This is a genomic window from Phycicoccus sp. (genome assembly GCF_035325325.1).
Classification (GTDB): Bacteria; Actinomycetota; Actinomycetes; order Actinomycetales; family Dermatophilaceae; genus Phycicoccus.
The window spans coordinates 7,051-27,202 of record NZ_DAOLAC010000046.1 but is presented as its reverse complement, the minus strand read 5'-3'; the positions used below and the strand labels follow the sequence as shown (position 1 = coordinate 27,202).

Below are 20,152 nucleotides of genomic sequence, written 5' to 3'. Positions count from 1 at the left end.
AGAAGTCGGTGCGGGCACGCTCGGCCTCCTCGCTGCGGCGCTGGGTCGACGAACCCGGCGTCGACACCTGGCTGGGCACCTTCCCCTCCGAGGAGGCGTGCGCCGCGTGGGCTGCCATCGACGCGTTGGCGCAGCGGTACGTCACCGACGGCACCTGCGAGCGGATCGAGCGCGCCCGGGCCAAGGCCCTGACCGACCTGGTCACCGGCCACGCCACCATCGAACTGCAGGTCCAGCTCCTCAGCACCACGCCCGCAGCAGCGGCTCCGGCGGACCGCGCCACCCCGGGCACGGACCGCCACACCGCACCCGGGCACCTCCAGTCAGCGGGCGCGGCAGGAGGCCTGACCGGAGCCGACCGCGAGGGGCTGCCGGCGCCCGGTACAAGGTCCGGGTGCCCCGACCGACCCACCGACCTCGTCGCGGTGCACGGGCTGGCACCGGGAGAGCCCGCGCTCGTCCCGCGCGACTGGCTCGACCACGCCGTCGCCTCGACCACAGCCAGAGCGGACCGGTACGGCCGCGTCGCCCTTCACCCGGACTCCGGCGCCCTCACCGACACCGGGGAGAACCTGGCCACCGACGCCTACCGCCCCGGCGCCGCCCTCGCCCGCCTCGTCCGGGCCCGCGACGGGCACTGCCGCTTCCCCGGCTGCCACGTCGCCGCAAGGTTCTGCGACCTCGACCACGTCACCCCCTGGCCCACCGGTCCCACCACCGCCGCCAACCTCGCCTGCCTCTGCCGCCGCCACCACCGGGTCAAGCAGCGCCACGGCTGGCGGGTGGACCTCCACCCCGACGGCTCGATGACCTGGACCGACCCCACCGGAGTCACTCGCACCACCGACCCCGTCGACCACCGCCCACTCACCCTGCCCGACACCGGGCACGACAGCCGACACCCACCCCCCAGACCCAGCCTCGTCGACCCCGACGCACCCCACTCGACCCTCGAGTTCGCCATCGAGCACACCCTCGGCGGCCGCGACCCCCTGCCCAGAACCTGCCGTGTCGAGCTCCGCCGGCCACCGCACCCCGTCCACGTCACAGGACTCCATCCCGCACGCGCCCGCGCGCGACCCGCGGCGCCCATCCGGCCCCCGTTCTGACGAGCTGGCGCCCACACCGGCCGGCGACGTCTCGCCCTGTTCCACGCCTCGGGCCGGTCATCCCACTCCTTGATACGGTGGCGTGCGTTACGTCGGCGAAACATCCGGGTCACCGACGGGAAACCGCCCCGCCCTACCGTCGTCGGCAACGCCATCAGGGCTGGCTCCCATAGCCCCTGCACCGAACCAGGAGGTTCAACACAGTGTTCAGCTCCGCTGACGAGGTCCTCGCCTTCATCAAGGACGAGGACGTCAAGTTCGTCGACATCCGGTTCTGCGACCTACCCGGCGTCATGCAGCACTTCAACGTGCCGGCGCACACGGTCGACGAGGACTTCTTCACCAACGGCCAGATGTTCGACGGATCCTCGATCCGCGGCTTCCAGGCCATCCACGAGTCCGACATGAAGCTCATCCCGGACCCGACGACGGCCTACGTCGACCCGTTCCGCGTCGAGAAGACGCTCATCATGAACTTCAGCATCGTCGACCCCTTCACCGGCGAGGCCTACGGGCGCGACCCGCGCAACATCGCGGCGAAGGCCGAGGCGTACCTCAAGTCCACCGGCATCGCCGACACCGCCTTCTTCGGCGCCGAGGCGGAGTTCTACGTCTTCGACGACGTGCGCTTCGAGACCAAGCAGAGCGCGAGCTACTACTACATCGACTCCGTCGAGGCGGCCTGGAACACCGGCCGCGCCGAGGAGGGTGGCAACCGCGGCTACAAGACCCGGTACAAGGGCGGCTACTTCCCGGTCCCGCCGGTCGACCACTTCGCCGACACCCGCGACAAGATCTGCCTCAACCTCGCGAAGGTGGGCATCGAGGTCGAGCGCAGCCACCACGAGGTCGGCACCGCGGGCCAGCAGGAGATCAACTACCGCTTCAACACGCTGCTCAAGTCCGGCGACGACATGATGAAGTTCAAGTACGTCGTCAAGAACACGGTGTGGGAGGGCGGCAAGACCGCCACGTTCATGCCGAAGCCGATCTTCGGCGACAACGGCTCGGGCATGCACACGCACCAGTCGCTGTGGAAGGACGGCGAGCCGCTCTTCTACGACGAGCGCGGCTACGGCGGTCTCTCCGACATCGCGCGCTGGTACATCGGCGGCCTGCTCAAGCACGCCCCGGCGCTCCTGGCGTTCACCAACCCGACGGTCAACAGCTACCACCGGCTGGTCCCGGGCTACGAGGCCCCGGTCAACCTCGTGTACTCGGCCCGCAACCGCTCCGCCTGCGTGCGCATCCCGATCACCGGCGACAGCCCGAAGGCCAAGCGCATCGAGTTCCGCGTGCCGGACCCGTCGTCCAACCCTTACCTGTGCTTCGCCGCCCAGCTGATGGCCGGTCTCGACGGCATCAAGAACCGGATCGAGCCGCCGGAGCCGGTCGACAAGGACCTCTACGAGCTCCCGCCGGAGGAGCACGAGTCGATCGCCCAGGTGCCCGGGTCGCTGCCCGCCGTCCTCGACGCGCTCGAGGCCGACCACGAGTTCCTCCTCGAGGGCGACGTCTTCACCGAGGACCTCATCGGCGCGTGGATCGACTGGAAGCGGGTCAACGAGGTGGACCCGATCCGCTTCCGCCCGCACCCGCACGAGTTCGAGATGTACTTCGACATCTGAGCCGACGCACGTGAGCGACGCCCTCGCCGGGACTCCCGGCGGGGGCGTCGCTCAGTCTCCGTGGCCGGTGAGCGCTCGGACCGTCGTGCGGTGCCCACGGCCCGGCGCGTCGTCCCGACCCAACAGGATCGCCGCCGCCGGCACCGCGACCACGAGCAGGCCGGCGACGACCAGCATCGCGGGAGCCCGGCCGACGGTGACCCAGAGCAGCCCGAAGCCTCCAGCCGCGACCATCCGCCCGACGGCGACGACGGTCCGGGCCGCGCCGATGGCCGATGCCGCGGCCTCCGGGGCCATCCGACCGGCGACGGCGGACAGCACTCCGTCGGTCGCCGCGTAGAACGCGCCGAGGAGGACGAGGCTCGCCACCGTCGCCGTCGGGCCGGCGAACGGCGAGCCGGCCACGGCGAAGGCCGACGCGAGCACCAGGTGCCCGAGGACGTAGACACGCGCCCGTCCGGCCCGGTCGGCCAGCCGGCCGACGGGCACCGCCAGCACCATGTAGACCGCGTTCGTCCCGACGTAGAGCAGCGGGAACCAGGCGGCCGCGAAGCCGTCCCGGGACTGGAGCACGAGGTAGACGAAGCCGTCGCCGACGCTGAGCAGCGCGAGGATGAACGCGACCGCCAACAGCCGTCGCAGCCCGGGGAGCCGGAGGAACGCCCAGCTGAAGGACGGGACCCCCGGGACCAGCCCCGGCACGTCGCAGGTGCACCCGACGCAGGGCGGCAGGCCACGACCGTGCCGCTGCCGGTGCCGCTCCACCCACGCGGCGCGACGCGGGCGGACGTCCGGGACGAGCAGGCCGAGGACCGCCACGCCGATGACTGCGCAGGCGAGCGAGACGACGAAGACGCTGCTGAAGTCACCCGGCGACACCCAGAGCACCGCTCCGGCGAGCAGCGGGCCGAGTGCGGCGCCCGCCGTGTCGAGGGCGCGGTGCACCCCGAAGGAACGCGCCAGCGTCCTCGGCGCGGAGACAGCCCCGATCATCGCGTCGCGCGGTGCGGTGCGGATGCCCTTGCCGAGCCGGTCCAGGGCGAGCAGGGCGGTGAGGGCGCCGGCCCCGCCGGCCACCAGCAGTCCCGCCCGGGTCAGGGCCGAGAGGGCGTAGCCGGAGAGGGCGACCCGCCGCGGGTGGTCACCCCGGTCCGCCAGCCATCCGGCGAGGACGAGGACGAGGGCCTGCGAGCCCTGGACTGCGGCGTCGAGCAGTCCGTACCCGAGGACGGACAACCCGATCGTCGTGGTCAGGTAGAGGGGCAGGACCGAGGAGACCGACTCCGACGAGAGGTCGGTGAGGAGGCTGACCATCCCGAGCACGAGGACGGTCGACGAGACGCGGGCCGCGCCCCTGCGGCGCGGCGCACCTGCGGCGGTCCCCCGGACCGATCCGGCCGCATCGGGGCCGGGCCGCGGATGGGCAGTCGTGACGACCTTCTCCCGTCGGGCGGACCGCTCGGGGTGCAGGGGGACCGGGCGGCTCGCAAGCCTGGCTCCACGCCAGTGACGCGGGACGTGCCCGGGGCGACGCCGACGACGGGGTGCGCGACGTCACATCACCGCACCCTCAGCGGGGGCGGACCGTGAGGCACTGGGCGAGCGAGCCGAGCGGACCAGCGGCGTCGTGCAGCTGGCTGCTCGTCACGCCGATACCGTTGTCGCCGAACGTGATCGAGGCGTCGACGCCGAGCCACTCCCCCTCCGGCACCCGCAGCAGGTGCGCCGTGAGGTCGACGTTCGGGAAGTGCACCTCGCGCGGGTCGGCGCGGACGGTCATCCCGTTGGCGATGTCGAGCAGCCCCGCGACGCGGGCGGTCGGGCTCACCTCCTCGCCGGCGAGGAGCGGCACCGGCGTGCGCACCCAGAACCAGCCGCGGCCGGGTTCCTCGAGGTGGCGGCGAAGCTCGACCGAGCCGATGAAGCCGCCGGGCCACAGCGCGCTCGGGGTCCAGGGCTCGAGCTCGTCGGGACCGGGGATCCCGGGCACCGGGGATCCGGCGACCGAGGCCGAGTCGCGCTCGACGAGGAGCCAGGCGCGCAGCACCGCGACCGTTCGGCCACCGTGGGCGACGGACGCCTCGACCAGCTCGATCGTCCGCCCGGGCCGCAGCACCCGCACCTCGGTGTCGACGACGTCGACCGGCACGGTGCCGAGGATGTCGTAGGACAGCCGCGCGAGCACCGGCCGGTCGGGGCGCCGGGCGTCACGGTCGCGCTCGACGACGTGCGCGAGCAGACCGAGGGCGGGCGCGATGTGCTGCTCGTCCTCGCGCCACGCCCCACCGGTGTGCTCGGTCGCCCGGAACGTGCTCGGGCCGAGCCGCTCGAAGTACGCCACCCCGCTGCTCTCCACGACCCCGACCCTACGCACCGGGCGAGCACCGACCGACCTCCGGCCGGGCGACTTGACCTGCGTCGGGAACACGTCTATAAGTTGAGTCGTTGACACTCATGTCACACGGAGACCGCGGGTCACCACCCGCACGAGCACCATCACGGAGGAATCCATGGCCACCTTCGACCCGTTCCGCGACTTCGACCGCATGCTGGCCGGCACGCTCCGCACGCCCGCGAGCACGGCGATGCCGATGGACCTCTACCGCACCGGCGAGACGTTCGTCGCCAAGGTCGATCTCCCCGGCGTCGACCCCTCGACCGTCGACGTCGACGTCGAGGACCGCACCCTCACCATCCGCGCGGAGCGCCGCGAGCAGACCGACGGCGAGGTGCAGTGGCTCTCCCACGAGCGGCCCTCCGGCACCTTCGCCCGGCAGCTGACCCTGGGCTACGGCGTGGCCCTCGACCGGATCGAAGCCGACTACTCCGACGGCGTCCTCACCCTGACCATCCCGGTCGCCGAGGAGGCCCGGCCGCGCAAGATCTCGGTCAACCACACCGGCGGTCACCGGGTCATCAGCGGGGAGACCAGCGACACCGGGGCGCAGCCGGTCTCGGCCTGAGCCCCGTCCCCCGGTGGCGACCTCGGCGCCGCACCCGTCCCCCGGTGCGGCGCCGAGCCGTGTCCGGGGAGCCCGAGGGCGGCCCCGTCCGGGCGAGCACGCCGCTGCCCCACGGCGTCCTGCTGAACCGCTACGCACGCCAGGGGCTCGGCTGCGGCATGATCGGGCGGTGAGCGACTCCCGCACCGCCCTCCTCGACCAGCTCGTCGACGCCGGCCGGCACGTCGTCGAGCGTGGCCTCGTCCAGGCCAGCGGCGGCAACCTCTCCGTCCGGGTCCCGGGTACCGACCGGTTCCTCGTCACCGGCACGGGCACCTGGCTGGACCGGCTGACCCACGACGACTTCGCCGAGCTGACCCCGGACGGCGAGCGCGTCGCCGGCACCGAGCGCCCCTCCGGCGAGTGGCGGCTGCACGCGCGCACCTACGCCGTCCGCGACGACGTCGCCGCGATCGTCCACCTCCATCCCCAGCACGTCCTGCTCGTCGACCTGCTCGGGGCCCCGATCCGGTTCACGACCCTCGACCACCAGTACTACCTCGGGTCCTGCGGGCGCGTGCCGTTCATCCCCTCCGGCAGCGAGGCCCTCGCCGACGCCGCCGCCGAGGCCGCCCGCGAGCACGACGCCGTCGTCCTCGCCCACCATGGCTGCTCGGCCCTCGGCGACAGCGTGCCGATGGCCCTGCGCCGGGCGCTCAACCTCGAGGAGGCCGCGACGATGACCTACCGGCTCCTCGTCGCGGGCGACACGAGCGCCGACTTCCCCGAGGAGTACTGCGGTCGGATCATCGAGGTCTGAGCGGTCTCGGCCTCAGCCGGCCAGGACGAGGCCGCCGAGCGCGAGCAGCCACGAGACGAACGAGCCGACGAGGAAGTACTCGGTGACCTCGTCGATGCCGACCCCCTCGACCGACTCGTGGTCCGAGCGCTTGCTCTGCAGCTCGGGGAAGCGGATGAGGCCCTTGGCGGCGATGACGAGACCGGCTGCGCCGAGCTGGCCGGCGAGGCCCAGGCCGAGGATGACCACCCGCTCCATCGGGCCGAGCAGCCGCCCGCCGCGCAGCTGCTCGGAGGCCTGCGGACCGGTCTCGCCCTCCGTCCCGGCCCGCTCGACCGGCCGGACCGCGCCGATGGCGACGAGGACGAGCCGGACGACGACGTTGCCGGTGGCGAGGTTGGCCAGGACGAGGCCGAGCACGAGCAGGACGTGCGCCGCGGAGCGGCCGTGGGCGGCGACGAGGGCCGGGAGGTCCGCCCAGCCGAGCCAGTCGCGCAGTGGCCCACCGGCCTCGCTGGCCCAGCCGGACAGGCCGACGAGCCAGACCGCCCCGCCGGCGAGCGACGCGAGCGCCGCGACGTGGCCGGTGCCGGTCGTCAGCGACTGCTGCGACCACCGCACCCAGAGCACCAGCGCCACGAGGGAGCCGACGAGCACGACGAGGTCGACCGGTGCGTGGAGACCCGCGAGGAGCGCCGTGAGGACGACGGCGACGGCGCCGACCAGCACCGCCGCGCGTTCGCGTCCCGGCCGCTCGCCCCCGCCGCGGACGAGGTCGGCGAGGCCGACGCCGACCAGCCACACCCCGAGCCACGTCATGGCAGCCCCCGGAGCAGGGCGTGCGCGGCGAGGACCACGCCGATGCCGTCGGCGCGCACCCGCTGGGAGACCGCGGACGCGCTGATGCCCTCGCGCTCGGCGAGCGCGGCCTGCGTGGTCTCGGGATCCATGAGCCCCCTCAGCAGTCGGAGTGACCGGCCTGAGAGAGAGCCAACCAGATGGTCCCGACACAGCAGCGCCGCGTTGACCGCCGCCGCCGCGCCGTGCTCGTCGAGACCCGGCTCTCGCACCCGGTCGCCGGCCTCGGTGGCGGTGCGGACGCCGGTGCGCAGCAACCGGGTCGGAGCTCGCTCGGCCGCCGCTTCGACCCCCTCGACTGCCGCCCGGGCGGCCCACCAGCCCGGGCCGTCCTCGATGCCCCGGTCGGCGTCGATGACGCTCACCCGGCCGCGGCCGACCCCGACCCGGACGTCGGCGCCGGGCAACAGCCGCAGGCGCACCCGCAGCGCGGCGTCGAGCGCCTCGCCGAGGGTGGCGTAGGTGCCCTGGAACTCGTCCCCGACCGTGGTCCGCAGCCCGGAGAGGGACGGCCGCTCCCGCTCGGTGGCGGCGAGCGCGGCCTCGAGCGTCGCATGGAGGGTGCGGCGGTCCCGGGCCTCGCGCGAGCCGACGAGGTCACCGATGACGACACACGGTGAAGCATCGGTCTTCAGATCAACCATCTGAAGATCATACCTTCATATCGACCGAATGAAGCCCTCTTCTTCAGGATCCGGTGAGGACGCCGTCCATCCGCTGCCCGGCGGCGGGCTCGAGGACGCCCCGCTCGGTGGCGACCGCCGCGACGAAGCGTGCCGGGGTCACGTCGAAGGCGGGGTTGTAGCCGGGCGAGGCGAACGGCGCCGTGCGGGTCCCGGCGAACTCGACGACCTCCTCCCCGGGACGCTCCTCGATCTCGATGGTGGCGCCCTCCGGGGTCGCCAGGTCGACCGTGGACCACGGCGCGGCCACGAGCAGCGGGATGCCCGCCTCGCGGCAGGCGAGGCCGACCCCGAGCGTGCCGACCTTGTTCGCGACGTCACCGTTGGCGGCGATCCGGTCCGCACCGACGACGGCGCAGTCGACCATCCCGCGCAGCACGGTCGAGGCCGCGGCGCCGTCGACCTGCACGGCGTGCGGGATGCCCTCGCCGGCGAGCTCCCAGGCGGTGAGCCGCGCGCCCTGGAGCAGCGGGCGGGTCTCGTCGGCGTAGACGAACTCGAGGCGTCCGCGCACGTGCAGCTCGCGGACCACCCCGAGCGCGGTGCCCCACGCCGACGTCGCCAGCACCCCGGCGTTGCAGTGCGTGAGCACCCGCAGCCGCGGCCGGTCGACCCGCGCGAGGAGCCAGTCCGCGGCCAGCCGGGACAGCTCGCGGTTGGCCGCCTCGTCCTCGGCGGCGAGCTGCCGCGCGGCGGCGAGGACGGCGTCGCGGCCCTGCGGCACGAGCGGCGCGACGCGGTCGACCCCCCACGCGAGGTTGACCGCGGTCGGGCGGGCATCCCGGACGCGCCGTACCTCGGCGGCGAGGCGTGCCTCGTCCCATCCCTCCCGGGCCGCCTCGTCCATCGCGACGACGACCCCCATCGCCCCGGCCACCCCGAGCGCCGGCGCACCGCGGACCGCGAGGCGCTCGATGGCGCCGACGAGGTCGTCGACCCGCTCGACCACCAGGTACTCGGTGGTGAGCGGCAGGAGGGTCTGGTCGAGGAGGCGCAGGGAGCCGCGGCCGTCGGGGCCCGCGGCGTCGTCCCACGTGAGGGCGAGGAGGCTCATGGCGGCACCCTACGACGTGCCACCTCCGCGCCATCCCGGTGGCGCGACTCGTGACATGCGTCCTTGTGCCCGACCCCGGACGGTGGGACGGTCGGAGTGGGCGGGGCGCCCGCCCACCAACCGAGGAGGAGGACGTGACGATGAGCCAGCCTCGTGTCGTCGTGGGGGTCGACGGGTCGCCGTTGTCGAAGGCCGCCGTGGTGCAGGCCGCACACTTCGCGAGCACCCGGGGGATGACCCTGCACGTGCTGCACGCCTTCGCCCCCGACCTGCCGATGCTGGGCTTCGGGGCACTCGCCGACCGCGCCCTCGTCACCGACCACGGCCGGCGGCTGCTCGAGGCCGCCGTGGCCAGGGCGCACGCCGCGCACCCCGACCTCACCGTCACCTCGGCACTGCACGACGGCTACGCGAGCCAGTCGCTCATCGCCTCCTCGCACACGGCGGCCCTCGTCGTCGTCGGAGTCGCCGGCCACGGCCTGCTCAGCCGCACCAGCCTCGGCGCGGTCGCGATGCAGGTGCTGACCCACGCGCACTGCCCGGTCCTCGTCGTCGGCCACACGACCTCCGGTTCCCCGGCGTCCGGCGGGCGGGTCGTCGCCGGCGTCGACGGCTCGGAGACCTCGCTCGGCGCGCTGCGCTCGGCGGTCCGCGAGGCGACCATCCTCGGCGGCACGGTCGACGCCGTCCACGCCTGGCAGGCCCGGGGCGTCGCCGACCCCACCCTGGCGAGCGCCTCCAGCTGGGAGGAGTACGTCGCCGGGGTCGAACGGATCGTCGACACCACGGTCGCCGCCCTGCGTCCCGAGCACCCCGACACCAAGGTCGAGGTGCACGTCGTGCGCGCGGACCCGGTGCACGCCCTCACCGAGAGCAGCGAGGACGCGAGCCTGGTCGTCGTCGGCGCCCGTGGTGCCGGGGGCTTCGAGGGGCTGCACGTCGGGTCGACGGCGCTCCGGCTGGTCTCGCGCACCGAGTGCCCGGTGCTCGTCACCCGCTGACGGCGCCCCCGTCGACCCGCTCGGTCGCCCCGAGGCGGTCGAGGACGAAGGCCCACTCCCACGCGACCTGCTCCCAGGCGGCGTACCGCCCCGAGCGGCCACCGTGGCCGGCGGACATCTCGGTGCGCAGCAGCACCGGGCGGGCGGTCGGGTCGTTCGTCGCGGTCTCGCGCAGCCGGGCCACCCACTTCGCGGGCTCGGTGACGTAGACCCGGGTGTCGTGGAGGCTGCTCGTCGCGAGCACCGCGGGGTACTCGACCGCGCGGACGTTCTCGTACGGCGTGTAGGCCCGCATCGCCGCGTACACCTCGGGGTCCTCGAGCGGGTTGCCCCACTCCTCCCACTCCCCCACGGTGAGCGGCAGCTCGGGCTGGAGGATGGTGGTCAGCGCGTCGACGAACGGCACGGCCGCGTGCGCGACCCGGAACAGCTCCGGGGCCAGGTTGAGCACCGCGCCGACGAGCAGCCCGCCGGCGGACCCGCCCTCGAGCCCGAGCCGGTCCGGAGCGACCCATCCGGACTCCACGAGGTGCCGGGCCGCGGCGACGGTGTCGGAGAACGTGTTCGGCTTCGCGAGCAGCTTCCCGTCGTCGTACCAGCGCCGGCCCATCTCGCCGCCACCGCGCACGTGGGCGACGGCGACGACGACACCGCGGTCGAGCAGCCCGAGCCGGGCGACCGAGAAGTACGGGTCCGAGGAGATCTCGTAGGCGCCGTAGGCGGTGAGCAGGCCGGGGTTGGTGCCGTCGGCGACGACTCCCCGACGCCGCACGACGGAGACCGGCACCGCCGTGCCGTCGGCGGCGGTGGCCCACTCGCGCGACTCCTCGTAGTCGGCGGCGTCGAAGCCACCGAGCACGGGCTGTCGCTTCAGCTCGGTGCGGACGCGGGTCGCGAGGTCCACCTCGAGAACGGTGCGCGGCGTCGTCCACGACTCGACGACCACCTGCACCGCGCTCTGGTCCGGCTCCGGGTTGTCGCCCAACCCGATCGAGTGCACCGGCTGGTCGACCTCGACGTCCCACGGCGTGCCGTGGCCGGAGACCGACGTGACGTCGCGCGGCAGCACCCGCAGGGCGGTGAGCCCGCCGGTGCGCAACGAGAGGACGCTCGCGCCGTCGAAGGCGTCGACCCCGACGAACCGCTCGCCCTCGCCGGACGCCAACAGGGGCACCCACTGCTCGTGGCTCGTCGCCTCGAGCGGGGCCCACGCGAGGTCGGAGTCGGGGGTGTCGGTGTTGTGCACGACGAGCAGCCGATCCCCTGCCGGCTCGACGTCGTACTCGACCCCCTCGCGCCGCGGCGCGACGACCCGCCACTCCCCCTCCGGGTCGTCCGAGGGCAGCATCCACACCTCGGACGTGGTCTTCGACCCGAGCCCGAGGAGCAGCCAGCGCTCGTCGCGGCTGCCGCTGATGCCCATCCAGAACCGCTCGTCGTCCTCCTGGTGGACGAGGACGTCGTCCGCGGGGTCGCTCCCCACGCGGTGCCGCCACAGCTGGTGCGGCCGCCAGGCGTCGTCGACGCGGGTGTAGAAGACGACCGACCCGTCGCGGCTGAACTCGCAGCCGTAGCCGATGCCGGTGAGCGCCGTGTCGAGGACGCGGCCGGTGGCCACCTCGCGGACGGTGAGGTCGAACCGCTCGTCCCCCGCGGTGTCGACCGCGAAGGCGACGAGCCGGTGGTCCGCGCTGACCGTCAGGGCGCCGAGCGAGAAGAACTCGGAGTCGCCGGCCTCGACGTTGCCGTCGAGGACGACCTGCTCGCCCGGCACCGCGGACGCCTCCGGGTCGGGGCGCAGGTCGCCGTCGGCCCGCGGCACCCGGACGTGGATGCCGTACTGCTTGCCCTCCGCGGTGCGGCTGAAGTACCACCACGGCCCGCTCGCGACCGGCACCGAGAGGTCGTCCTCCTTGACCCGCGCCCGGATCTCCTCGAAGAGGGTGCGCCGCAACGGCGCGAGGTGCTCGGTCACCGCCTCCGCGTAGCGGTTCTCGGCCTCGAGGTGCGCGACGAGCTCGGGGTCCTCGAGGTCGCGCATCCACCAGTAGGGGTCGGCGACGCGGTCGCCGTGGTGCTCGCGGACGTGCTCGCGGCGCGGGGCGGTCGGCGGCAGGGGGCTCGGCATGGCGCCACCCTACGCACGGCGAGGGCCGCACCCCGGATGGGGTGCGGCCCTCGTCGGTGCGAGTCCGGTCAGAGACCGGCGACCCGGTCCGCCGGGGCGGTCAGGCCGGGGGTCGCCTCGAAGTACGCGACGAGGTTCGCGAGGTCCTCCGCGCCGCCGAGCAGGTTCGTCCCCGCGGTGAAGCCGGTGAACGAGTCACCCCCGTTGGCGAGGAAGTTGAGGGTCGAGACCCGGTAGGTCGCGCCCAGGTCCATCGGCGTCCCGTTGAGCGTCATCGACGACGCCACGACCCGGCTGCCCTGCGCGGCGGTGGGGTCCCAGGTGTACGAGAAACCCTGCGAGACACCGAGCGCCAGCGCGTCACGACCGCCGGGGCGGCCGGCGATGAACTGCTGCTCGAGGGTGTCCTTGATCTGCTGCCCGGTCATGTCCATCGAGACGAGCAGGTTGCCGAACGGCGCGACGTCGTAGGCCTCCTTGTAGGTGATCTGCCCGGCGGCCTCGGTGTACTTCGGCGCGAGGAGCAGGCTGGCCCGCACCCCGCCGATGTTCATGAAGGACAGCTGCGCACCGCCGTTGGCCGGGGCCTTGGTGCCCCAGAGGATGGCGTCGGCGAGCAGGTCGCCCATCGGGGTCTCGGTGCAGCGGCAGGTGCTCGAGTCGCCGGTGATGTCCTCCTTGTTCGAGCCGACGACGCGCTGGCCGAGGTCACCGGCGAGGGTGTTCCACTTGGCGATGATCGCGGTCTGCTTCGGGTCCTTGGCGAACGTGTCGCGGGCCACGAGGTGGTTGACCGAGGTCGACTTCTTCCGGTCGACCTCACCGGTGCGCCGGTCGATGACGAGGTCGGTCTCGGAGACCACCTGGCCGTACGAGGCGGCGCTGGTCACCAGACGCGGGTTGCCCTTCGGGTCCGGGATGGAGCACGTGTACGGCTGGTGCGTGTGCCCGGTGATGATGGCGTCGACGTCGGCGGTCATCGTCCTCGCGATCGTCGCGATCGGGTCGGAGATGCCGACGCACTGCTGGTAGGTGCCGGACTGCACGCCGCCCTCGTGGAGCAGGACGACGATGGAGTTGACGCCCTGCTTGCGCAGCTCGCGGGCCTGCTTGTTGGCCGTCTCGACCTCGTCCTTGAACTCGACGTTCGCGACGCCGGCCGGGTCGACGAGGGTCGGGGTGCCCTCGAGGGTCATCCCGATGAAGCCGACCTTGACGCCGTTCACCTTCTTGACCGACGTGGCCGGCAGGAGTGTGCGCTCCTTGTCGTGCCCGTGGTCGTGGCCCCGGCCCTTGGCGGCCGCCTGCTGCTTGAGGACGACGTTCGCGGCGAGCCACTGGAAGTCGGCGCCGCCGTACGGCTGCTTCGGGAAGTAGCAGCCGTCGGTCGGGTGGCAGCCACCCTTCTGCATGCGCAGCAGCTCGGTGGTGCCCTCGTCGAACTCGTGGTTGCCGACGCTGCTCACGTCGAGCTTCATCGCGTTGAGCGACTCGACCGAGGGCTCGTCGTGGAAGAGGCCGGAGAGGAACGGCGAGCCGCCGATGAGGTCGCCGGCGGCGACGGTGAGGGAGCTGCCCCGGGGCGCCTTGGCCCGCAGCGACTTCAGCGCCGTCGCGAGGTACTCGGCGCCGCCGACCGCGGTCTGGCTCGGGTCGAGGGTCTTGCTCAGCGGACCGTCGGTCGCCTCGAGGTGGCCGTGGTAGTCGTTGAACGAGAGCAGCTGCACGGTCGTCGTGCGGCTCGGCTGCGGGTGGTGCCCGTGGCCGTGCCCGCGTCCGTGGTCGTCGTGCCCGCCCGCGAGGGCCGGCGTGCCGGCGGTGAGCGCCGCGATGGCGGCGGCCGCGACACCCGCGCCGAGGACGCGTCGTCGAGTCGATCTCATGGTGGAGGGTCTCCTGGGTTCTCCGTGCACCGCCCCCTGTCCGGGCGGTCGCGTGAGGTAGACCCTAGGAGAAAGTCCGCCGGACGGCACCCCCTGGCGGGCGGCGGATCCACGGCGTCGACCACCGTTCACCGCAGGGTCGCCGCCCGGTCGCGTCAGGAGAGGCAGCGGGGGCCGAGGAGGACCTTGAGGTCGCCGAAGAGCGACTCGTTGGCCGAGACCCGGAAGGCGGCGTTGAGGCGGATCTCGACCGCCCGGCCCGGCTTGACCAGCTTCAGGTGCACCTCGGTCGTCCCCGGGTGGTTGGTGAGGACGCCCTTGAGCTCCTCGATCCGCTGCGGGGTGGCGCGGGCGGTGTCCATCGTCACGACGACGGGGCCGCGCGGGCCCTCGCTGACGTCGGGGAGGGTGAGCTCCTGGGCGTAGATGGACACCTGGTCGTCGCGCCGGTTGAGCTTGCCGCGCACGACCGCGATCTGGTCCTGCTGGAGCATCCCGGAGACGGTCATGTACGTGCTCGGGAAGAAGAGGCACTCGATGGAGCCGGCGAGGTCCTCGACGGTGGCGATGGCCCAGAGGTCGCCCTTCTTCGTGCGCTTGATGGCCAGCCCGGTGATGAGCCCGGCGATCGTCACCATCGACCCCTCGGGCCGGCCCCCCTCGTCGGCGGTGAGGCTCGCGATCTGGGTGTCGGCGTGGGCGGAGAGGACGTGCTCGACCCCGAAGAGCGGGTGGTCGGAGACGTAGAGGCCGAGCATCTCGCGCTCGAAGGAGAGCAGCGTCTGCTTGTCCCACTCGACACCGGGGACCGGGGCGAGACCCATGAGGTCGCCGCCGGAGGAGCCACCGCCGTCGTCGCCGAAGGCGCCGAAGAGGCTGTCCTGGCCGATCGCCTCCTGCCGCTTGACGGCGACGAAGGCGTCGACGTACTCCTCGTGGATGCGCAGCAGGCCCATCCGGGTCTCGGCGAGGCCGTCGAAGGCGCCGCCCTTGATGAGCGACTCGATGGTGCGCTTGTTGCAGACGACCGCGGGCACCTTGGACATGAAGTCGCGGAACGAGGTGAAGCGCCCCTTCTCCTCACGCGCCTGGATGATCGCCTCGACGACGTTGTGGCCGACGTTGCGGATGGCGTGCAGGCCGAAGCGGATGTCGGTGCCGACGGCGGCGAACTGGCCGACCGAGTCGTTGACGTCCGGGGGCAGCACCTTGATGCCCATCCGGCGGCACTCGCCGAGGTAGAGGGCCGACTTGTCCTTGTCGTCACCGACGCTGGTGAGCAGCGCAGCCATGTACTCGGCCGGGTAGTTGGCCTTGAGGTAGCCGGTCCAGTACGAGACGAGGCCGTACGCGGCGGTGTGCGCCTTGTTGAACGCGTAGTCGGAGAACGGGACGAGGACACCCCAGAGCGCGGCGACCGAGGCCTCGGTGTAGCCGTTCTCCATCATGCCCTTGGCGAAGGGCTCGTACTCCTTGTCGAGCACCTCCTTCTTCTTCTTGCCCATCGCGCGCCGGAGCAGGTCGGCGGTGCCGAGCGTGTACCCGGCGAGCTTCTGGGCGATCTCCATGACCTGCTCCTGGTAGATCACCAGGCCGTAGGTCGTGCCGAGGATGGGCTCGAGGGCCGCGACCATCTCGGGCTGGAGCTTGCCCTTGAGCTGCGGGTCGAGCGGGACGAGCTCCTGCTTGCCGTTCTTGCGCAGCGCGAAGTTCGTGTGCGCGTTGACGCCCATCGGGCCGGGCCGGTAGAGCGCGAGGGCGGCGGAGATGTCCTCGAAGTTGTCCGGCTGCATCAGCTTGAGCAGGGTGCGCATGCCGCCGCCGTCGAGCTGGAAGACGCCGAGGGTGTCGCCGCGGGCCAGCAGGTCGTAGGTGGCCTTGTCGGTCATGTCCTTGCTCAGCGCGTCGAGGTCGATGTCCTCGCCCCGGTTGGCCTTCACGTTGGCGATGGCGTCGTCGAGGATGGTGAGGTTGCGCAGCCCGAGGAAGTCCATCTTGACCAGCCCGAGCGACTCGCAGCTCGGGTAGTCGAACTGGGTGATGACCTGGCCGTCCTGCAACCGCCGCATGATCGGGATGACGTCGATGAGCGGCTCGCTCGACATGATGACACCGGCGGCGTGCACGCCCCACTGGCGCTTGAGGCCCTCGAGCCCCTTCGCGGTCTCGACGACCTCCTGGAGGTGCGGCTCCTGGGCGACGAGGTCGCGGAACTCCTTGCCCTCGCCGTAGCGCGGGTGGTTCGGGTCGTAGATGCCGGACAGCGGCACGCCCTTGCCCATGACGTCCGGAGGCATGGCCTTGGTCAGCTGCTCGCCGACGGCGAACGGGTGACCCATGACGCGGGCGGAGTCCTTGACCGCCTGCTTGGCCTTGATCGTGCCGTAGGTGACGATCTGGGCGACCCGCTCCGCGCCGTACTTCTCGGTGACGTACCTGATGACCTCGCCCCGCCGGCGCTCGTCGAAGTCGACGTCGAAGTCGGGCATCGACGCGCGCTCGGGGTTGAGGAACCGCTCGAAGATCAGGCCGTGCGGGATGGGGTCGAGGTCGGTGATCTTCATCGCGTACGCGCACATCGAGCCCGCGCCGGAGCCACGGCCCGGACCGACCCGGATGCCGTTCTCCTTGGCCCAGGTGATGAAGTCGGCGACGACGAGGAAGTACCCCGGGTACCCCTTCGAGATGATGACCTCGGCCTCGTAGTCGGCCTGCCGCTGGGCGTACTCGGGGATGCCGCCGGGGAACCGCTCGTGCAGGCCCTTCTGGACCTCCTTGACGAACCAGCTCTCCTCGTTCTCGCCGGGCGGGCACGGGAAGCGCGGCATGAAGCGCCCCTCGCCCTCGGTGAACGAGATCTCGCACATCTCGGCGATCCGCAGCGTGTTGTCGCAGGCCTCGGGTAGCTCGCGCCAGGTGTGGCGCATCTCGGCCGGGCTCTTGAGGTAGAAGTCGTCGGCGTCGAACTTGAACCGGCCCGGGTCCATCATCGTCGAGCCGGACTGGACGCAGAGGAGGGCACCGTGCGCCTTGGCGTCCTCGGGGCTCGTGTAGTGCAGGTCGTTGGTCGCGACGAGCGGGAGGTCGAGCTCGCGGGCCAGCCGCAGGAGGTCCTGCTGGACGCGGCGCTCGATGTCGAGGCCGTGGTCCATCAGCTCGCAGAAGTAGTTCTCGCGGCCGAAGATGTCGCGGAAGTCGGAGGCGGCCTGCTTCGCGAGCTCGTACTGGCCGAGCCGGATGCGGGTCTGGATCTCGCCGGACGGGCAGCCGGTGGTGGCGATGATCCCCTGGCCGTAGCGGTCGAGGAGCTCGCGGTCGACGCGCGGCCACTTCGCGTAGACCTGGTCGAGTGAGGCCTGGCTGTCCATCCGGAAGAGGTTGTGCAGGCCGGTGTTGTCGCGGGCCAGGAGGGTCATGTGCGTGTACGCGCCGGAGCCCGAGACGTCGTCGCCGGGGCTGGTGCGCTCGTCACCCCACTTGACGCGGGTCTTGTCCGTGCGGTGGGTGCCCGGGGTGACGTAGGCCTCGACGCCGATGATCGGCTTCACCCCGGTGCCCTGGGCCTTCTTCCAGAACTCGTAGGCGCCGAAGACGTACCCGTGGTCGGTCGTGGCGAGCGCCGGCATCCCCATCTCGGCGGCCCGGGTGAAGAGGTCGCCGATGCGCGCGGCGCCGTCGAGCATCGAGTACTCGGTGTGGACGTGCAGGTGCACGAACGAGTCGCCCTTCGAGGAGGACGCGGGGCTCGGGGACGGGGCGGGCGGGGTCGACATCGCCGACCATCCTAGGTCGCCGCGGGGACACCCCCGGCGTGTCGTCGGCCGTGTCGCGCGACGGCCCGATGTCGAGCGCTCAGAGGCGGTCGAGGGCGTCCTGGAGGTCGGCCGGGTAGCCGCTCTCGAAGGTCACCCACTCCCCCGAGCCGGGGTGCTCGAAACCGAGCCCGACGGCGTGCAGCCACTGCCGCTCGAGCCCGAGCCGCCTCGCGAGGGTGGGGTCGGCGCCGTACAGCGGGTCGCCGACGCACGGGTGCCGGACGGCCGCCATGTGCACCCGGATCTGGTGGGTGCGGCCGGTCTCGAGGTGGATCTCGAGCAGGCTCGCGTGCCGGAAGGCCTCGAGCAGCTCGTAGTGCGTCACCGCGTGCTTGCCGGAGTCCATGACGGCGAACTTGTAGTCGTGGCCGGGGTGGCGCCCGATCGGGGCGTCGATGGTGCCGACGAGCGGGTCCGGAAGACCCTGGACCAGGGTGTGGTAGGTCTTCTCGACCCGGCGCTCCTTGAAGGCGCGCTTGAGGACGCTGTAGCCGCGCTCGCTCTTGCAGACCACCATGAGTCCCGAGGTGCCGACGTCGAGCCGGGAGACGATGCCCTGCCGCTCGCTCGCCCCGCTCGTCGAGATGCGGTAGCCCGCCGCCTTGAGGCCGGCGAGGACGTTGGGGCCGCTCCAGCCGACGCTCGGGTGCGCGGCGACCCCGACCGGCTTGTCGACGACGACGATGTCGTCGTCGTCGTGGACCACCCGCATCCCCGGCACCGGCTCGGCGACGACCTCGAGGGTCGGGCTCGTCGGCCCGCTCGGGATCGAGACCTCGAGCATGTCGCCGGCGCTGACCCGGTGGCTCTTGCCGACCTGGCTCGCGTTGACGGCGACGTCACCGGCGGCCGCGAGGTCGGCGGCCCGGGTGCGGGAGAGGCCGAAGAGCCGGGCGATGGCGGCGTCGACCCGCTCGCCCTCGAGCCCGTCCGGGACGAGGACGGTGCGCTGCTCAGGCATCGTCGGGCTCCGCGGCGTGCTCGGCGTCGCGGCGCGAGCCGAGCGGCACCCCGCGGTAGGCGAGGACCATGATGACGCCGGCCGCGACGACGATCGCCACGTCCGCGACGTTGCCGATGAACAGGCCGAAGTAGTCGATGAAGTCGACGACGTGCCCGCGGCCGGGGCCGGGCTCGCGGACCAGCCGGTCGACGAGGTTGCCGACGGCGCCGCCGAGGAGCAGCCCGAGCGGCACGACCCACGCGCGGTGGTCGATCCGTCGGATGCCGACGACCACCCAGCCGAGGATGAGGAGCGCGACGAGGGTGAGCAGCCACGTCGAGCCGTCCCCGAGGGAGAACGCGGCGCCGGCGTTGCGGATGAGGTTGAGCCGGATCAGCGAGCCCACGAGGTCGACCGGAGTGCCGGGGGTGAGGGCGGCCAGCGCCCACACCTTCGTCGCCTGGTCGAGGACGAGGGTCACCGCGGCGATGGCGACCACGAGGGTGCGCAGGCGCCCCCGTCGCTCGCGCGCGGGCTCCGGCGGACGGGACGGGGTGGGCTCGGCCGCCGTCAGCGGCGCTCCTGCTTCGTCTTGCATGGCATGCACAGGGTCGCACGAGGAGCGGCCTGGAGCCGCATCTTGCCGATCGGGTTCCCACAGGACTCGCACGTGCCGTACGTGCCGTCGGCCAGCCGCTCGAGGGCGTGCTCGGTCTGCTCGAGCATCTCGCGGGCGTTGTTGGCCAGCGAGATCTCCTGCTCGCGCTCGTAGGTCTTGGCGCCGGCGTCGGCCTGGTCGTCGCCCGCACCGTCCCCGGAGTCACGCATGAGGTCGACGAGGTCGGAGGCGGCCTCGTCGAGCTCGCGGCGCAGCTGCTCGACGTCGCGCTCGAGCTCGGAACGCACCTCGCGCAGCTCGGCCGCGGTCCACGGCGACTCGTCGTCGCGGACCGGCAGCGAGGAGGCGGCGACGGTCCGGCGCGCGGCCGCCTTCTTGGCGGGCGCTGCCTTCGTGGCTGCCTTCGTGGCCGGAGCCTTCTTCGCGGGCGCTGCCTTCGTGGCCGTCGCCTTCTTCGTGGCCGTCGCCTTCTTCGCGGGCGCAGCCTTCGTGGCCGGCGCCTTCTTCGCGGGCGCCGCCTTCTTCGCGGGCGCCGCCTTCTTCGCGGGCGCCGCCTTCTTCGCGGGCGCTGCCTTCGTGGCCGTCGCCTTCTTCGTGGCCGTCGCCTTCTTCGCGGGCGCAGCCTTCGTGGCCGGCGCCTTCTTCGCGGGCGCCGCCTTCTTCGCGGGCGCCGCCTTCTTCGCGGGCGCC

At 72.7% G+C, this 20,152-nt stretch carries 15 protein-coding genes and 1 pseudogene; 5 read left to right on the top strand and 11 right to left on the bottom strand.

Annotated features, from left to right (window positions below; translation table 11 throughout):
* Both PKA89_RS18635 and glnA read left to right on the top strand, forming a co-directional pair.
* Positions 1 to 1,109 (top strand): annotated as a pseudogene (locus PKA89_RS18635) (HNH endonuclease signature motif containing protein); the annotation flags it as partial.
* Positions 1,110 to 1,312: 203 nt separating this feature from the next.
* Positions 1,313 to 2,737: a type I glutamate--ammonia ligase gene (gene glnA, locus PKA89_RS18630; protein WP_324422066.1), complete on the top strand. Its 1,425-nt coding sequence runs from the start codon at positions 1,313 to 1,315 to the stop codon at positions 2,735 to 2,737.
* Positions 2,738 to 2,788: 51 nt separating this feature from the next.
* Here glnA and PKA89_RS18625 read toward each other — a convergent pair whose 3' ends face one another.
* Together PKA89_RS18625 and PKA89_RS18620 are read right to left on the bottom strand one after the other, a co-directional pair.
* Positions 2,789 to 4,051 (bottom strand): MFS transporter, encoded by a 1,263-nt coding sequence (locus PKA89_RS18625; protein WP_324422065.1) that lies wholly within the window; start codon positions 4,049 to 4,051, stop codon positions 2,789 to 2,791.
* A gap of 256 nt (positions 4,052 to 4,307) precedes the next feature.
* Positions 4,308 to 5,093 carry a thioesterase family protein gene (locus PKA89_RS18620; protein ID WP_324422064.1) on the bottom strand — a complete coding sequence of 262 codons (786 nt, stop codon included), beginning with the start codon at positions 5,091 to 5,093 and terminating at the stop codon, positions 4,308 to 4,310.
* A gap of 154 nt (positions 5,094 to 5,247) precedes the next feature.
* On the opposite strand from PKA89_RS18620, the gene PKA89_RS18615 reads away from it, so the two are divergent.
* Positions 5,248 to 5,700 carry an Hsp20/alpha crystallin family protein gene (locus PKA89_RS18615; protein WP_324422063.1) on the top strand — a complete coding sequence of 151 codons (453 nt, stop codon included), beginning with the start codon at positions 5,248 to 5,250 and terminating at the stop codon, positions 5,698 to 5,700.
* A gap of 169 nt (positions 5,701 to 5,869) precedes the next feature.
* Positions 5,870 to 6,499 (top strand): class II aldolase/adducin family protein, encoded by a 630-nt coding sequence (locus PKA89_RS18610; RefSeq protein ID WP_324422062.1) that lies wholly within the window; start codon positions 5,870 to 5,872, stop codon positions 6,497 to 6,499.
* A gap of 12 nt (positions 6,500 to 6,511) precedes the next feature.
* Here the strand turns inward: PKA89_RS18610 and PKA89_RS18605 are convergent, their stop codons facing one another.
* The 3 genes from PKA89_RS18605 to mtnA are packed head-to-tail and all read right to left on the bottom strand — an operon-like array spanning position 6,512 to position 9,073.
* On the bottom strand, positions 6,512 to 7,297 hold the full coding sequence (locus PKA89_RS18605; RefSeq protein ID WP_324422061.1) for a hypothetical protein: 786 nt from the start codon (positions 7,295 to 7,297) through the stop codon (positions 6,512 to 6,514).
* Complete coding sequence (locus tag PKA89_RS18600; protein WP_324422060.1) at positions 7,294 to 7,980, bottom strand: winged helix-turn-helix domain-containing protein; 687 nt, start codon at positions 7,978 to 7,980, stop codon at positions 7,294 to 7,296. The genes PKA89_RS18605 and PKA89_RS18600 overlap by 4 nt, the downstream gene beginning before the upstream one ends.
* Before the next feature lie 43 nt (positions 7,981 to 8,023).
* Entirely contained in the window at positions 8,024 to 9,073 is a 1,050-nt protein-coding gene (gene mtnA / locus PKA89_RS18595) for an S-methyl-5-thioribose-1-phosphate isomerase (protein ID WP_324422059.1), read from the bottom strand.
* A 140-nt stretch (positions 9,074 to 9,213) separates the two neighbouring features.
* On the opposite strand from mtnA, the gene PKA89_RS18590 reads away from it, so the two are divergent.
* Positions 9,214 to 10,074 (top strand): universal stress protein, encoded by an 861-nt coding sequence (locus PKA89_RS18590; RefSeq protein ID WP_324422058.1) that lies wholly within the window; start codon positions 9,214 to 9,216, stop codon positions 10,072 to 10,074.
* Here PKA89_RS18590 and PKA89_RS18585 read toward each other — a convergent pair.
* The 6 genes from PKA89_RS18585 to PKA89_RS18560 form a co-directional block, all read right to left on the bottom strand.
* Positions 10,064 to 12,202, bottom strand: coding sequence for a S9 family peptidase (locus PKA89_RS18585; RefSeq protein ID WP_324422057.1), 2,139 nt, complete (start codon positions 12,200 to 12,202; stop codon positions 10,064 to 10,066). The two genes, PKA89_RS18590 and PKA89_RS18585, sit on opposite strands and share 11 nt — an antisense overlap.
* A gap of 68 nt (positions 12,203 to 12,270) precedes the next feature.
* Positions 12,271 to 14,085, bottom strand: coding sequence for a bifunctional metallophosphatase/5'-nucleotidase (locus PKA89_RS18580; protein ID WP_324422056.1), 1,815 nt, complete (start codon positions 14,083 to 14,085; stop codon positions 12,271 to 12,273).
* 155 nt (positions 14,086 to 14,240) lie between these two features.
* Positions 14,241 to 17,858, bottom strand: coding sequence for a DNA polymerase III subunit alpha (gene dnaE, locus PKA89_RS18575; RefSeq protein WP_324422055.1), 3,618 nt, complete (start codon positions 17,856 to 17,858; stop codon positions 14,241 to 14,243).
* A gap of 79 nt (positions 17,859 to 17,937) precedes the next feature.
* Positions 17,938 to 18,861, bottom strand: a complete 924-nt coding sequence (locus PKA89_RS18570; RefSeq protein ID WP_324422054.1) for an RluA family pseudouridine synthase — start codon at positions 18,859 to 18,861, stop codon at positions 17,938 to 17,940.
* Positions 18,854 to 19,441, bottom strand: a complete 588-nt coding sequence (lspA, locus tag PKA89_RS18565; protein ID WP_324422053.1) for a signal peptidase II — start codon at positions 19,439 to 19,441, stop codon at positions 18,854 to 18,856. Before lspA ends, PKA89_RS18570 begins: the two co-directional genes overlap by 8 nt.
* A partial coding sequence (locus PKA89_RS18560; RefSeq protein ID WP_324422052.1) for a TraR/DksA C4-type zinc finger protein occupies positions 19,414 to 20,152 on the bottom strand: 739 nt, incomplete at its 5' end. The genes PKA89_RS18560 and lspA, both read right to left, overlap by 28 nt.

Bases quoted from the DNA above. Each gene is read 5' to 3' on its own strand.
- PKA89_RS18585 (WP_324422057.1), bottom strand. From the start codon at position 12,202: ATGCCGAGCCCCCTGCCGCCGACCGCCCCGCGCCGCGAGCACGTCCGC.
- PKA89_RS18570 (WP_324422054.1), bottom strand. From the start codon at position 18,861: ATGCCTGAGCAGCGCACCGTCCTCGTCCCGGACGGGCTCGAGGGCGAG.
- PKA89_RS18615 (WP_324422063.1), top strand. From the start codon at position 5,248: ATGGCCACCTTCGACCCGTTCCGCGACTTCGACCGCATGCTGGCCGGC.
- dnaE (WP_324422055.1), bottom strand. From the start codon at position 17,858: ATGTCGACCCCGCCCGCCCCGTCCCCGAGCCCCGCGTCCTCCTCGAAG.
- lspA (WP_324422053.1), bottom strand. From the start codon at position 19,441: ATGCAAGACGAAGCAGGAGCGCCGCTGACGGCGGCCGAGCCCACCCCG.
- PKA89_RS18600 (WP_324422060.1), bottom strand. From the start codon at position 7,980: ATGGTTGATCTGAAGACCGATGCTTCACCGTGTGTCGTCATCGGTGAC.
- mtnA (WP_324422059.1), bottom strand. From the start codon at position 9,073: ATGAGCCTCCTCGCCCTCACGTGGGACGACGCCGCGGGCCCCGACGGC.
- PKA89_RS18580 (WP_324422056.1), bottom strand. From the start codon at position 14,085: ATGAGATCGACTCGACGACGCGTCCTCGGCGCGGGTGTCGCGGCCGCC.
- PKA89_RS18605 (WP_324422061.1), bottom strand. From the start codon at position 7,297: ATGACGTGGCTCGGGGTGTGGCTGGTCGGCGTCGGCCTCGCCGACCTC.
- PKA89_RS18625 (WP_324422065.1), bottom strand. From the start codon at position 4,051: ATGGTCAGCCTCCTCACCGACCTCTCGTCGGAGTCGGTCTCCTCGGTC.
- PKA89_RS18590 (WP_324422058.1), top strand. From the start codon at position 9,214: ATGAGCCAGCCTCGTGTCGTCGTGGGGGTCGACGGGTCGCCGTTGTCG.